The following is a 12,308-nucleotide window of genomic DNA, read 5'->3' as shown; positions in this document are numbered from 1 at the left end:
TATCCTGGAAGGAGATTTATCATGAGCACACTTGTGAAAATAACTGTCGCTGCCGCACTGATTCTTTCGATTGCCGTTCCCTTCGGCGCTTTTCTTGCCGGGGAGAGGAGCCGCGGGCGCTATAAGAGGGCGCTGGCAGGCAATATCCTGATGTTCTTCGGAACGCTTGCTGTCACCGCCATCGGTTTCATGACCGCGCCGGCATATGCGGCAGGAACCGGGAGCGCCGCAGCCGCATCCGGCCTTTCTACCGGACTCGGCTACATTGCGGCGGCGCTCGCTGTCGGCCTCAGCTGTGTCGGCGGCGGTGTCGCCGTATCGGCTGCTGCATCCGCAGCGCTCGGCGCAATCTCCGAGGATTCGTCGCTTCTCGGTAAGTCTCTGATTTTCGTCGGCCTGGCCGAAGGTGTCTGCCTGTACGGACTGATTATTTCCTTCATGATCCTGGGAAATCTGTGAGATGAAAATGTTCCTGATCAGCGACAACATGGATACCCTGACTGGCATGCGCCTGGCCGGCGTAGAAGGCACAATCGCCAAGGATCCGAAGACACTGGCAGCGGCTCTTGAGAAGGTCACTGCGGATCCGGAGGTCGGCCTTGTCCTTCTCACGGAGCGCTACCAGCGGGAGTACCCTGAGGTCGTCACCAGATATAAGCAGAAAAAGACGCCGCTGTTCATCGATATCCCGGACCGGCACGGTACAGGCCGCAGGCCGGATTTTATCACCGCCTACATTGCTGAGGCGATCGGGGTAAAGCTCTGAGCGGAAAGGAAATTCGGATTCATGACAACAGAGGAAAAACTTCAAAAATTTGAGGAGACCTGCCTGGATGAGGCGAAGGACAAGGCGGGCCGCGTCCTCGCGGATTACCGGAGGGGCCTGGAGACGACATTGGCCAAACACCAGGAAGATGCCGCAAGGCGCGCCGATCTTCGGGTGGCAAAAGAGAGCGAACAGATCGACCGGGAGGTCCGGAAGGAGACTGCCGAGCATGAGATTGAAGCCAGAAGGAAGATTTCCCATGTCCAGGAGGAGTTAAAGGATATGCTCTTCACGGAGCTCAGGAACCGCCTCGCGGACTTTATGTCGACGAAGGATTATATTGACTATCTGGACGACTGTGTACGCAAGTGCATGGCATTTGCCGGCGGAGAGCCTGTCCGGATCTATTTCGATCCCTCGGACACCGATAAAATCCAGCGGATTTCCCTGCAAAATTCGGCGGATATCATCGTCAGCCGCTATTCCTTCGGCGGCGGCATGCGGGCGGTCATTCCGTCCAAAAATATCCTGATTGACCATTCCTTCGACACGATGGTCGAGGAAATCCGGGGCAAATACCATATCGAGGGAGGCGTCAGCTGATGGAAACTGCGGAAAAGCCGAAGTCCGGCGTCATCTACGGGATCAACGGGCCGGTCATCACCGTGCCGGGGGATGTCGGCTTCAAGATGAATGAGATGGTCCATGTCGGCAGGGACAACCTGGTCGGCGAGGTGATCGCCCTGGACAGCGAGAAGACGACCATCCAGTGCTACGAGGAGACTTCCGGCATTGAGCCCGGGGAAATGGTGACCGGAACCGGGGAGGCTGTCTCGGTGACGCTTGCGCCGGGCATCCTGAACATGATTTTCGACGGTATTGAACGACCTCTCGGCAAGATCGCGCTCCGGGACGGGATCTACATCAGCCGCGGTGTCTCTGTGGAGAGTCTGGATACCGCAAAAAAATGGAAGACGCACATGATTGCCAGGAAAGGGGATTATCTCCGGGCAGGAAGCATCATCGCCGAGGTCCCGGAGACCTCCTCGATCATGCACAAGGTCATGCTTCCGCCCAACATGGAAGGCTATGTGCTGGACATCGTTCCGGACGGCATGTATGCGATTACGGAACCTCTGCTCACCCTGCAGAGGAAGAGCGGGGATGAGGTCAAGATCTCGATGATGCAGCGATGGCCGATCCGTGAGGCCAGGCCCAGCGCGATGCGCTATACGCCGTCCCGTCCGCTGGTCACCGGCCAGAGGATTATCGATACCCTGTTTCCGATTGCCCGCGGCGGCGCCGCCTGCATCCCCGGGGGATTCGGAACCGGCAAGACCATGATGCAGCATCAGATTGCCAAATGGTCTGATGCGGACATCATTATCTACATCGGCTGCGGTGAGCGCGGCAACGAGATGACGCAGGTTCTCGAGGAATTCAGCCAGCTGACCGATCCGAGGACCGGCCACTCGCTGATGGACCGGACCGTGCTGATTGCCAACACGTCGAACATGCCGGTGGCTGCCCGGGAGGCAAGCCTCTATTCCGGCCTCACCCTGGCAGAGTATTACCGCGATATGGGTTACAGTGTGGCCATCATGGCGGATTCCACCAGCCGCTGGGCGGAGGCTCTGCGCGAGCTCTCCGGGCGCCTCGAGGAGATGCCCGCCGAGGAGGGCTATCCGTCCTATCTTGCGTCCCGTCTGGCCGGCTTCTATGAGCGGGCAGGGGATGTCCGCACCCTCTGCGGGGAGGAGGGCTCTGTCACGATCATCGGCGCCGTGTCCCCGCAGGGCGGTGATTTCTCCGAGCCGGTCACCCAGAATACCAAGCGGTTTGTCCGCTGTTTCTGGGGGCTGGACAAGGCGCTCGCCTACGCCAGGCATTTCCCGGCGATCAACTGGAACACATCCTATTCCGAGTACATCGGGGACATGGAGCCCTGGTACGCGAAGAATGTCAATCCGCGCTTCTACGATGATCGGAACAGGCTTATGGTGATCCTGAACCGTGAGGCGGCCCTCCAGGATATCGTGAAGCTTCTGGGGTCGGACGTGCTGCCGGACGACCAGCGGCTGACGCTGCAGATCGCGAAGGTTATCCGGACAGGATTTCTCCAGCAGAACGCCTTCCACAAGGTGGACACCTATGTCCCGCTCAAGAAGCAGTATGAGATGATGGAAATCATCCTCTACCTGGACGAGAAGGCGGAAGCCCTCGTGAAAATGGGCATGCCGCTCAGCGTGATGCTGGATGAGCCGGTATGGGATCATGTGATCAACATCAAGTACACGATCGGCAACGACGAACCGGAAAAGTTTGACGGGCTCCGCGCTGAGATCGACCAGTTCTACAACCATGTTATCGAGAAAAACGCATAAGGAGGCCGGACTATGTCAGTGGAATATTTGGGATTAAGTCAGATCAACGGGCCTCTGGCCGTGCTCGAGGGCCTTCAGGGCGCAAAGTACGATGAGGTCGTGGAAATGAACGTCGGCGGCAGTGACCGGCGGCTCGGGCGCATCATCCGCATCGACGGTGACCGGGCGGTCATCCAGGTCTTCCAGGGGACTTCCGGGATGGCTCTCCGCAATACACACACGAGGCTGACCGGGAGGCCGATGATGCTCCCGGTTTCCCAGGATATGCTGGGGAGGACATTCGACGGGATCGGCAATCCCATCGACGGCCTCGGGGAGATCACCGCGGAGGAGGAGAGGGACATCAACGGCATGCCGCTCAACCCGGTGGAGCGTGTCTATCCGCGCAACTACATCAGGACCGGAATCTCCGCGATTGACGGCCTGACAACCCTGATCCGGGGACAGAAGTTGCCGATCTTCTCCGGCAACGGCCTTCCCCACGACCGCCTTGCGGCGCAGATTGTCACGCAGTCCTCGCTGGGCGATGACGCGTCCGACGAGTCCTTTGCCGTTGTCTTTGCGGCGATGGGGGTAAAATACGATGTCGCCCAGTATTTCCGGAAGACCTTCGAGGAAGCCGGTGTCCTGGATCATGTCGCGATGTTTATCAACCTGGCGGACGACCCTGTGGTCGAGCGGCTGATCACGCCGCGCGCGGCGCTCACCCTTGCCGAGTACCTGGCCTTTGAGAAACAGATGAATATCCTGGTTGTCCTGACCGATATGACCAGCTTCTGCGAGGCGCTGCGTGAGGTTTCCTCCTCAAAGGGGGAGATCCCGTCCAGAAAGGGCTATCCCGGCTATCTGTACTCGGAGCTTGCGACGATCTATGAGCGCGCCGGCATTGTCAAGGGCGGGAAGGGGTCGGTAACCCAGATCCCGATCCTGACGATGCCGAACGATGACATCACCCACCCGATCCCCGACCTGACCGGATATATCACCGAGGGGCAGATCGTTCTCGACCGCGAGCTGAACGGCCAGGCCATCTACCCGCCGATCAGCGTTCTCCCGTCCCTGTCCCGCCTGATGAAGGACGGTATCGGCGACGGCTATACGAGGAAGGATCACCAGGATGTGGCGAACCAGCTGTTCGCCTGTTATGCCCACGTGGGAGATGTGCGGGCGCTGGCGTCCGTCATCGGAGAGGATGAGCTGACCGACCTTGACCGGAGCTATCTGGAGTTTGGCCGCGACTTCGAGCACAGGTTCATCAATCAGGATCCCCACGACAACAGGACGATCGGCCGTACGCTCGATATCGGCTGGGAGCTTCTCCGAAAGCTGCCGAGGACCGAACTGGATCGGATCGATACCAAGATTCTGGATGAGTTCTATGAGAAAAAAGGCAGCGGAGACCCGGACGCCTCCGAGAAAAATTCCGAGAACGGGAAGGGATAACGTATGGATCTCAATTCATTTCCGACGAAGGGAAATCTGATTCTGGCTAAAAATTCCCTGGCACTCGCCAGGCAGGGCTATTCCCTGATGGACCGGAAGCGGAATATCCTGATCCGGGAGCTGACGACGCTGATCGACCAGGCCAAGGATATCCAGAAGGAGATTGACGTCACGTTCCGCGAGGCTTATGAGGCTCTTGAGCAGGCCAATATCGACCTTGGCATCAATTCTGTCCGTGAGGCCGCATCCACGGTTCCCGAGGAGACCAGCCTGTCGGTGAAATACCGGTCGATCATGGGGACGGATATCCCCTTGGTCCGCTATGAGAAAAAGCCGGTTACGTTGACGTACTCCCTCGCCGGAACCAGCGAGGCACTGGACAATGCGAGAATCAAGTTTGCGCGGGTGAAAGACCTGACGATCCGCCTCTCCTCCGTGGAGAATTCCTGCTACCGTCTTGCGACGAACATCCGGAAGACGCAGAAGAGGGCAAATGCCCTGAAGAACATCACGATACCGTCCTATGAGCACCTGTCCAAGACGATCTCGGATGCCTTGGAGGAGAAGGACCGGGAGGAGTTTACGAGGCTCAAGGTCATTAAGAGGCAGCATGCGTGAAATGTGATGTCCCGGGCGCCTGCGGCGTTTGGAACACCACACGCAGGGAAAAAAAGGCCGCGAAGCCGTCCGTAAGCAATCATTTTGCGGGTTTTCCCCCGCATGTTCGGAAACAGCACACAGGCCGGGAAGAAACGTGAAAGCGTTTCTTCCCGGCCTGTGTGCTGTTCATCTGCCGGAGAATTCAGGCGGCTGCTGTCTCAGCAATGCCGGCATCCTGATTCCAGGGCATCGCGGATCTCGTGATCCGGAACCTCCATCGGATACTTTCCGGTGAAGCAGGCATTGCAGATCGGAAGGCCTCCGGCAATCTCGCGCAAACCGTCAACCGTCATGTAGCCCAGGCTGTCTGCGCCGATCTCCTTCTGGATCTCCTCGACAGAATGCTGGTGCGCGATCAGTGAGTTCGTTCCCGGGACATCGGTCCCGAAGTAGCAGGGATAGAGGAATGGCGGGGAGGAGATGCGGACATGCACTTCCAGTGCCCCGGCTTTTTTCAGATCCCGGATCAGGTTCTTCATCGTGGTTCCCCGGACGATGGAATCGTCAACGAGGACGAGGCGTTTTCCCCTGACCGCCGGTTCGATTACGTTCAGCTTAATCTTGACGCTGTCCTCACGTTCCTCCTGTGTCGGCTTGATAAACGTCCGACCGACATAACTGTTCTTGTGAAATACCATGCCGAAGGGGATGCCGGAAGCCTCGGCGAAGCCGTAGGCTGCCGTCAGGCCGGAATCCGGAACCCCGGCAACGAGATCCGCTTCGGCCGGAAATTCTCTCGCGAGGATTTTCCCGCCGAGACGGCGCGCCTCATAGACACTGATCTGATCAATTTTTGAGTCGAGACGGGCAAAATAGATATACTCAAAGACACAGTGGGCGCGGGCCGGCTTGGCCTCAAGATGGTAGGACTGGATTCCTTCCGGTGTGATGGAGACAATCTCTCCGGGCTCAACGTCCCGGATGAAGGTCCCGCCCACGGAACTGATGGCACAGCTCTCGGAGGCGATGATCCAGGCGTCATCCCGGCGGCCGATGCAGAGCGGCCGCAGTCCGTAAGGATCGCGGATTCCCATCAGCTTTCTCGGGCTGGAGACGACGAGGGCATACGCGCCGCGCAGCCTCCCGCACGCCTTCACCACAGCCTCCTCGGCGGTCGGGGCATTGATGCGCTCCTTCGCGATCAGATAGGCGATGACCTCGGAATCGATCGTGGTCGTAAAGAGGGCACCGGTCTGTTCCAGCTCCTGCCTGAGCTCCGCGGCATTGACGAGGTTGCCGTTATGGGCGAGGCAGAGCGTCCCCTTGATGTAATTGAGCACGAGCGGCTGTGTATTTTCGATGGTCGTCGCGCCGGTTGTCGAATAGCGTACATGGCCGACACCGAGATTGCCGTGAAGCTTTTCGATGTCATGGCTGTGAAATACCTCGTTGACCAGGCCGAGACCCCGATGGCAGTCTACCTTCCCGAACGGGCCGTTTGTGTCGGTCACCGCAATGCCGCAGGATTCCTGCCCGCGGTGCTGAAGCGCGCTCAGTCCGTAATAAACGCTGTGGGCGACATCGCCGCCATGGATGTCATAGATGCCGAAGACACCGCATTCCTCGTGTACACCAGTTACAGATGGATTCATGTTTGTCCCTCCGTTTACCCGATACACCGCGATCCCAATGAAAAGGCCGGGATCGTATTCTGTATAAGAGAAGCTAAGAACAGGCAAGTGGCCATGCAGGGAGACGCCGTGACGGACGGCGGAAGACTGCACGATCGATGCAAAAAGCAGAGGCAACCTGACTGTGAACAGAAGTGTCCCTGCTTCTCCTAGACAGTATATCTGCCGATTCTCCGCGGGTCAAGTCAAAAATATGCGGCAAAAAGCCCTGTCAGCTGACGGAAAAGTGCAGGAATCAGTGCATCATCCGGATCAGCCCGATCACTTTTCCGAGAATCTTGACATGATCCACAATGATGGGAGGCATCGTGGTATTCTCCGGTTGAAGCCGGTAGAAATTCTTCTCCTTATAAAAACGCTTGACGGTGGCGGAGTCGTCGACCAGGGCGACGACAATCTCGCCGTTTGTGGCGGTGTCCTCCTGCTCCACGATGACGCTGTCCCCGCTGTAGATACCTACATCGACCATGCTGTCCCCCTTGACTTTCAGCATGAAAACCTGCTTGTTGGGGAGCATCTCTGCGGGCATGGGAAAATATCCCTCGATATTCTGCTCGGCAAGAATCGGGAGGCCTGCGGCAACAGTGCCGATCAGGGGAATGCTGACGATATCCCGGTGGGGAAGAGAGAAGTCCTCATCCACGATCTCAATTGCCCTCGGCTTTGACGGATCCCGCCGGATGTATCCCTTCTTTTCCAGGGCGCCGAGATGGGCGTGTACCGAGGAAGTCGATTTCAGGTGGACTTTTTCACAGATTTCGCGCACGGTAGGCGGATAGCCGCGGTTCAGCAATGCTTCCTTGATATATTCGAGAATTTCCTTCTGCTTGTCGGACAGTTCGGTTGATTTTGCCATATTCGATTCCTCCGGGGCAGCCGGAACACTGCCGGAACTTAATCATTTACCTGATGTCATGATACCACAGCGGGGGAGAAAAAGCAAACTATTGTTCGAATTTATGATTTGTTCGATTGACAAACGGATGTTCGCATTTTATAATCAGCTCAGGAATTAAAGAACGAATGTTCTTACGAATACATGTTTGCCGAACATCCGGTTGCCGAGCAGGGCTTGACGGACGGTTTCAGAAAAAAGGGGGCATCAGCTTTATGGCATCAGTGCATTCTTCATCAGCCGCAGCGAAGACATCGTTTTTTCCCGGTCCGGAGATCATCACGCTCTATCCGCAGTCCGGTGAGGCCGCAGCGGGATCCGGGAAGAGAAACTTCCGTGAGAGATGCAGCCTGCCCTTTGGCAGGCTGCGCCCGGAACCCGTCGTCAGGGCATGCCGGATGCTGCTCACCTTCTTTCTTGCCAGCACAGCTATTCTTCTCATATCCGGCCTGCTTTCCCTCTCTGAGGGTATAGGCCCGGCTGCCGCGGATGTCGGGAAAAATGATGCTCATGACGAATATTTATCTATGATCCGTGCAGATCGGGACGGATACCGGAAGTATTATACCAGCGTCCCTGTCCGCAGCGGCGACACGCTCTGGTCGATTGCCAGGGAATATAACCGGCATTCCGGGATGACTGATGAGGAGTATGTCGACGAGCTCCGCCACATGAACAGTATTTCCGGGCTGGATATTCATGCCGGGCATTATCTCACCGTGTGCTATTTCCGTTGAACAATTCTGATCAGTCCCGGCAATCCGGATGATTTTCTGATATACTATACTGTGCTTGGATATCATTCTGCTTTTGCCGCAGCCTGCCGATGAGGAAACTGAGAACAGGCGGAAAGGAATAGTGACTATGGAATTGAAAGATCAACTGGAAAAACTGGACAGCCTCTACGCGGACGGGAATCTTCCGGAAGCGGAAAAGATGCTGAATAACTGGCTTGAGGACGCCAGGCTTATGGCGGATGACGCCTCGCGCCTTACCCTTCTGAACGAACTTATGGGTCTCTACCGGACGACCGGCCGCGCAGGTCAGGCGGCGGAGTGCGCCGGGGAGGCTCTCGGGCTTGTTGACCGGTTAAACCTCACCGGAACCGCTCAGCATGGGACAACCCTGCTCAATGCCGCAACGGCATACAGCAGGGCAGGAGATTATGACCGGGCTCTCGAGCTTTATGCGGCAGCCGGAAACCTGTTCCGGCAGAACGGCCTGGACGGCAGCTACCAGATGGCCAGCCTCTTCAACAATATCAGCAGCGTCTATGAGGCGAAGGGGGATGCCGGGAAGGCGCTGGAATACCTCGAGAGCGCGCTGGAGATCGTCTCCGGGCTCGATGACTGTGCCGGCGAGGCGGCGGTAACAAGGATCAGCATCGCCTACGCCCTTATGCGGCTTGAGCGCCTCAAGGAGGCAGCGGATACCCTGCAGGAGGTGTATCTCTATTTTGCCTCCGAGGAGGGATCACGGGATCCGCATTTTGCAGCACTCCTGGCCGCGTCCGGCGAGCTTGCCGTCCGCAATCACGACTATGCTGAAGCCATCGACGATTATCAGAAGGCGCTCAAGGAGACAAAAGACCGGTACGGGGAGAATGACTACTGCCGGATGCTGGAGAAGAATATCGCGTTTGTCCGGGAACTTATGGCAAAATCGCAGGAATCCCCTTCCCGGAAAGAAAACTCCTGAGGTCATGGGAGGAAAGCTAAGGCTGCGTGATGAAAGGACTTGAACTTTGCAGGCGCTATTTTGAGGAATGCGCAGGCACGATTCTTCGCCGGGAGTTTCCGGAGATGATGGAGCGGGCGGCCGTCGGCCTTGTCGGCGAGGGCTCGGAGTGCCTCGGATTTGATGATGAATTTTCACAGGATCACGATTTCGGACCCGGCTTCTGCATCTGGCTTTCCCCGGAAGACGCAGAGCGTTATGGGCGCAGGCTGCAGGCAGCATACGAGCAGCTGCCTGGGGAATTTCTGGGTGTCCGCCGGCTGGAAACCAGGCGCGGGGCCGGGCGCGTCGGCGTCATGGAACTTCACAGCTTTTTTGCCCGCTTTATGGGCGCCGAACAGCCGCCGCGGAACCTGCGCCGCTGGCTGAACCTTCCTGAGCATTTTCTCTGCCTGCTTTCCGGCGGCGAGGTGTATCAGGATCCGGCAGGAGAGTTTTCCCGGATCCGGGATGCCGTGCGGGCGTATTACCCGGAGGATGTGCGGGTCAAGAAGATCGCTGCCAGAGCCGCGGAGATGTCGCGCTCCGGCCAGTACAATTACGCGCGGGCGATGCGGCGCGGGGATGTGGTTTCGGCCTGCCTTGCACTCGCGGACTTTATGCGGAGCGCCATGCGGATGATCTATCTCTGCAATTCCGTCTATGCCCCGTATGACAAATGGCTATATCGGGGGCTGACCGACCTTCGGGATGGAAAGCATCTCATCTTTGGGCCGCGTTTTTCGGGACCGATGCGGCTTGCCGGGGCAGTGCCCCTGATTGGCGAAATTTCCCGGCTTCGGCCGGATGTATCCCTCTGGGAACATCCGGAAACGCTGCCGGAAGTCAACCAGAATGACCCATGTGTACAGAAAATCGAGGAGATCTGCCGGCTTACGCTATCCGAGCTCCGCAGGGAAGGACTGACTGAGGGCACGGACAATTTTCTGGAGCGCCATACGTGGGATATCATGGCTAAGATTCAGGATCCTGAGCTTGCCCGATGCCATGTCCTGGAAGGTTAACGAGAGGACACCGACTTACGAGTGTAGCTCCCGGGTTCGCGGGAGGTAATGATCCAATGAAAAAAAATGAGGCGCGGACGAGTGCGCCGGAATCGGTTAAAGAAAAAATCATCGCGATAGAGTGGGAGATGTTTCAGCGCGTCCACAATGAAGGCGGCCGGGCAGACTGCCAGGACAGACCGGACACATTTGCTATCATGAGACGGGCTCAATTTTCTGCCTGGCCGCAGGAACTGGCGGAGAGCTATCTTAAGGATCTCAGGGACGCCCTTCGGACGGGGCGGAACCTTCCCATGGAAAAATATGCGCGGATGATGGCGTCCACGGCACCGGAAGAATACCGGAGATTCAGCTCTGCCCTGCCCGAGATTCCGGAACAATCCCGGGAAATCATTGAGGAATGTGTAGCCCAGGAGATCTCCTGGATGGAGGAATATTGCCGGGAGTATCCGCGCCTATCGTCTGGGAATCGTGTCCTGTATACCCGGGAGGATACGTCGTATGAGACTTCCTTTGAGACGTATGAACGTGGGGAGCTGTCGACCTATTCCGCGCATACACTCGAGTTATACCGGAAGTTTCTTCTCGAACTCAAGGCGCGCGGTGAGAATCTGGCACTGCTGATCATGACCTCAATGGTCCGGCAATATGGATACCGGAGCCTCACGGATGCGGAGAACCGGCAGCCGGAAGGCTGATCACGCCCCCTCTCAGGGTTCCCTGAGCTTGACCTTATCCCGCGCGCTTCTCCGGCGCTGATCCTCGATCGCGGCGTAGTGCTTTTTGGTTGTATTGACATCCGCGTGGCCGAGGACATCCGCCACCAGGTAGATGTCCCCGGTTTCCCGGTAGAGATTTGTGCCATAAGTACTGCGCAGTTTGTGCGGCGTGATTTTTTTCAGCGGAGTCACAATCTGCGCATATTTTTTGACCATTTTCTCGACAGAGCGGACATTGATCCGTTTATTTTGAAGGGACAGGAAGAGGGCATCCTCGCTTCCGGGTTCCGCGGTGATCTTTTCCCGTTCGTTCATATAGTCGCGGAGGGCAGCCTCCACCTCATCACCGAAGTAGATGATCACTTCCTTTCCGCCTTTCCTGTGAATCCGTATGCCATCCACATGAAAGTCTACATCGCTGATATTGATGCCGACGCACTCGGAAACACGGATTCCCGTGCCGAGCATAAGAGTCATCATCGCCAGGTCGCGGACGCGGGTTCTCTCGTGAAATTTTTTCTGGCGGTCGGTCAGATCCTTGCCGTCATCAACCTCGTCGAGAAACTGGGCAACCTCGTCAACCTCAAAGCGGATGATCTCCTTATCATGAATCTTGGGGAGCTCGACGAGCGCAGCAGGATTGTTCTTAATCATTTCCCTGCGGAAGTAATAGTTGTAAAAGCTTTTGAGTGAGGAAATTTTCCGCATGATTCCGCGCTCCGCGTTGGTCACATCGCTCCGCGAATCGGTGTCATAGCATTTGAGGTAGTCCATATATTCCTCAATGTCCTGCAGGGTGATTTCCTCGAGCACATCGATCGTGAGACTGCGGATCGGCGTCTTTGACAGAACCGGATTTTCCCGATGAAGGTATTCGAAAAATGTCTTCAGGTCGTAGGCGTAGGCAAGCCGCGTGCGTGCGGAAGTCCTGGTTTCAATACCGGTAAAAAAATCCCGGCAGAACAGCGGGAGTTCCCGGAGTATGGCGCGCATGCGCTTGGTATTCTCGATATTTTCCTGATCATGATAGGTAAGTTCCCCTGCCATGGATTAACCTTCCTTTCCGCGC

13 protein-coding genes are annotated in these 12,308 nt (G+C 57.0%); 10 read left to right on the top strand and 3 right to left on the bottom strand.

The features are described from left to right. The first annotated feature begins 21 nt into the window (after positions 1-21). Genes ISF27_RS03620 through ISF27_RS03595 form a run of 6 tightly spaced genes read left to right on the top strand, consistent with a single transcriptional unit; the run spans position 22 to position 5,211 of the window. Positions 22-459, top strand: a complete 438-nt coding sequence (locus ISF27_RS03620) for an ATP synthase subunit C (protein ID WP_194609175.1) — start codon at positions 22-24, stop codon at positions 457-459. Position 460: 1 nt separating this feature from the next. Then, positions 461-766, top strand: coding sequence for a V-type ATP synthase subunit F (locus ISF27_RS03615; protein WP_194609173.1), 306 nt, complete (start codon positions 461-463; stop codon positions 764-766). Between the two features lie 21 nt (positions 767-787). After that, positions 788-1,369 (top strand): V-type ATP synthase subunit E, encoded by a 582-nt coding sequence (locus ISF27_RS03610; RefSeq protein ID WP_194609171.1) that lies wholly within the window; start codon positions 788-790, stop codon positions 1,367-1,369. Then, complete coding sequence (locus ISF27_RS03605) at positions 1,369-3,150, top strand: V-type ATP synthase subunit A (RefSeq protein WP_194609169.1); 1,782 nt, start codon at positions 1,369-1,371, stop codon at positions 3,148-3,150. Before ISF27_RS03610 ends, ISF27_RS03605 begins: the two co-directional genes overlap by 1 nt. Positions 3,151-3,162: 12 nt before the next feature. Then, positions 3,163-4,593 carry a V-type ATP synthase subunit B gene (locus tag ISF27_RS03600; RefSeq protein ID WP_194609167.1) on the top strand — a complete coding sequence of 477 codons (1,431 nt, stop codon included), beginning with the start codon at positions 3,163-3,165 and terminating at the stop codon, positions 4,591-4,593. 3 nt (positions 4,594-4,596) lie between these two features. Continuing rightward, a complete protein-coding gene (locus ISF27_RS03595; RefSeq protein ID WP_194609165.1) occupies positions 4,597-5,211 on the top strand; it encodes a V-type ATP synthase subunit D in 615 nt (204 codons plus the stop codon). A gap of 200 nt (positions 5,212-5,411) precedes the next feature. Here ISF27_RS03595 and purF read toward each other — a convergent pair whose 3' ends face one another. Together purF and lexA are read right to left on the bottom strand one after the other, a co-directional pair. After that, the gene (purF, locus tag ISF27_RS03590) at positions 5,412-6,845 is read right to left on the bottom strand and encodes an amidophosphoribosyltransferase (protein WP_194609163.1); all 1,434 of its coding nucleotides are present in this window, start codon (positions 6,843-6,845) and stop codon (positions 5,412-5,414) included. 274 nt (positions 6,846-7,119) lie between these two features. Next, on the bottom strand, positions 7,120-7,740 hold the full coding sequence (lexA, locus tag ISF27_RS03585; RefSeq protein ID WP_194609161.1) for a transcriptional repressor LexA: 621 nt from the start codon (positions 7,738-7,740) through the stop codon (positions 7,120-7,122). Between the two features lie 254 nt (positions 7,741-7,994). Between lexA and ISF27_RS13250 the strand changes: the two genes are divergently transcribed. The 4 genes from ISF27_RS13250 (at position 7,995) to ISF27_RS03565 (ending at position 11,218) form a co-directional block, all read left to right on the top strand. Beyond that, complete coding sequence (locus tag ISF27_RS13250; protein WP_235986003.1) at positions 7,995-8,516, top strand: LysM peptidoglycan-binding domain-containing protein; 522 nt, start codon at positions 7,995-7,997, stop codon at positions 8,514-8,516. Positions 8,517-8,643: 127 nt separating this feature from the next. Then, on the top strand, positions 8,644-9,477 hold the full coding sequence (locus tag ISF27_RS03575; RefSeq protein ID WP_194609159.1) for a tetratricopeptide repeat protein: 834 nt from the start codon (positions 8,644-8,646) through the stop codon (positions 9,475-9,477). A gap of 29 nt (positions 9,478-9,506) precedes the next feature. Next, positions 9,507-10,520, top strand: a complete 1,014-nt coding sequence (locus ISF27_RS03570; RefSeq protein WP_194609157.1) for a DUF4037 domain-containing protein — start codon at positions 9,507-9,509, stop codon at positions 10,518-10,520. A 56-nt stretch (positions 10,521-10,576) separates the two neighbouring features. Continuing rightward, complete coding sequence (locus tag ISF27_RS03565; protein ID WP_194609155.1) at positions 10,577-11,218, top strand: DUF4125 family protein; 642 nt, start codon at positions 10,577-10,579, stop codon at positions 11,216-11,218. 12 nt (positions 11,219-11,230) lie between these two features. Here the strand turns inward: ISF27_RS03565 and ISF27_RS03560 are convergent, their stop codons facing one another. Then, positions 11,231-12,286 carry a tyrosine-type recombinase/integrase gene (locus ISF27_RS03560; protein ID WP_194609152.1) on the bottom strand — a complete coding sequence of 352 codons (1,056 nt, stop codon included), beginning with the start codon at positions 12,284-12,286 and terminating at the stop codon, positions 11,231-11,233. Positions 12,287-12,308: the final 22 nt, after the last annotated feature.

Origin of the sequence: Clostridium vitabionis, assembly GCF_015351765.1 — a bacterium.
GTDB lineage: Bacteria > Bacillota > Clostridia > Lachnospirales > Lachnospiraceae > Clostridium_R > Clostridium_R vitabionis.
The sequence above is the reverse complement of the archived record's forward strand: the minus strand, read 5'-3'. Positions and strand labels throughout refer to the sequence as shown.

What these genes read in the sequence shown, in the direction of transcription:
- ISF27_RS03620 (WP_194609175.1), top strand. Translation starts at nt 22, where the DNA reads ATGAGCACACTTGTGAAAATAACTGTCGCTGCCGCACTGATTCTTTCG.
- ISF27_RS03615 (WP_194609173.1), top strand. Translation starts at nt 461, where the DNA reads ATGAAAATGTTCCTGATCAGCGACAACATGGATACCCTGACTGGCATG.
- ISF27_RS03610 (WP_194609171.1), top strand. Translation starts at nt 788, where the DNA reads ATGACAACAGAGGAAAAACTTCAAAAATTTGAGGAGACCTGCCTGGAT.
- ISF27_RS03605 (WP_194609169.1), top strand. Translation starts at nt 1,369, where the DNA reads ATGGAAACTGCGGAAAAGCCGAAGTCCGGCGTCATCTACGGGATCAAC.
- ISF27_RS03600 (WP_194609167.1), top strand. Translation starts at nt 3,163, where the DNA reads ATGTCAGTGGAATATTTGGGATTAAGTCAGATCAACGGGCCTCTGGCC.
- ISF27_RS03595 (WP_194609165.1), top strand. Translation starts at nt 4,597, where the DNA reads ATGGATCTCAATTCATTTCCGACGAAGGGAAATCTGATTCTGGCTAAA.
- purF (WP_194609163.1), bottom strand. Translation starts at nt 6,845, where the DNA reads ATGAATCCATCTGTAACTGGTGTACACGAGGAATGCGGTGTCTTCGGC.
- lexA (WP_194609161.1), bottom strand. Translation starts at nt 7,740, where the DNA reads ATGGCAAAATCAACCGAACTGTCCGACAAGCAGAAGGAAATTCTCGAA.
- ISF27_RS13250 (WP_235986003.1), top strand. Translation starts at nt 7,995, where the DNA reads ATGGCATCAGTGCATTCTTCATCAGCCGCAGCGAAGACATCGTTTTTT.
- ISF27_RS03575 (WP_194609159.1), top strand. Translation starts at nt 8,644, where the DNA reads ATGGAATTGAAAGATCAACTGGAAAAACTGGACAGCCTCTACGCGGAC.
- ISF27_RS03570 (WP_194609157.1), top strand. Translation starts at nt 9,507, where the DNA reads ATGAAAGGACTTGAACTTTGCAGGCGCTATTTTGAGGAATGCGCAGGC.
- ISF27_RS03565 (WP_194609155.1), top strand. Translation starts at nt 10,577, where the DNA reads ATGAAAAAAAATGAGGCGCGGACGAGTGCGCCGGAATCGGTTAAAGAA.
- ISF27_RS03560 (WP_194609152.1), bottom strand. Translation starts at nt 12,286, where the DNA reads ATGGCAGGGGAACTTACCTATCATGATCAGGAAAATATCGAGAATACC.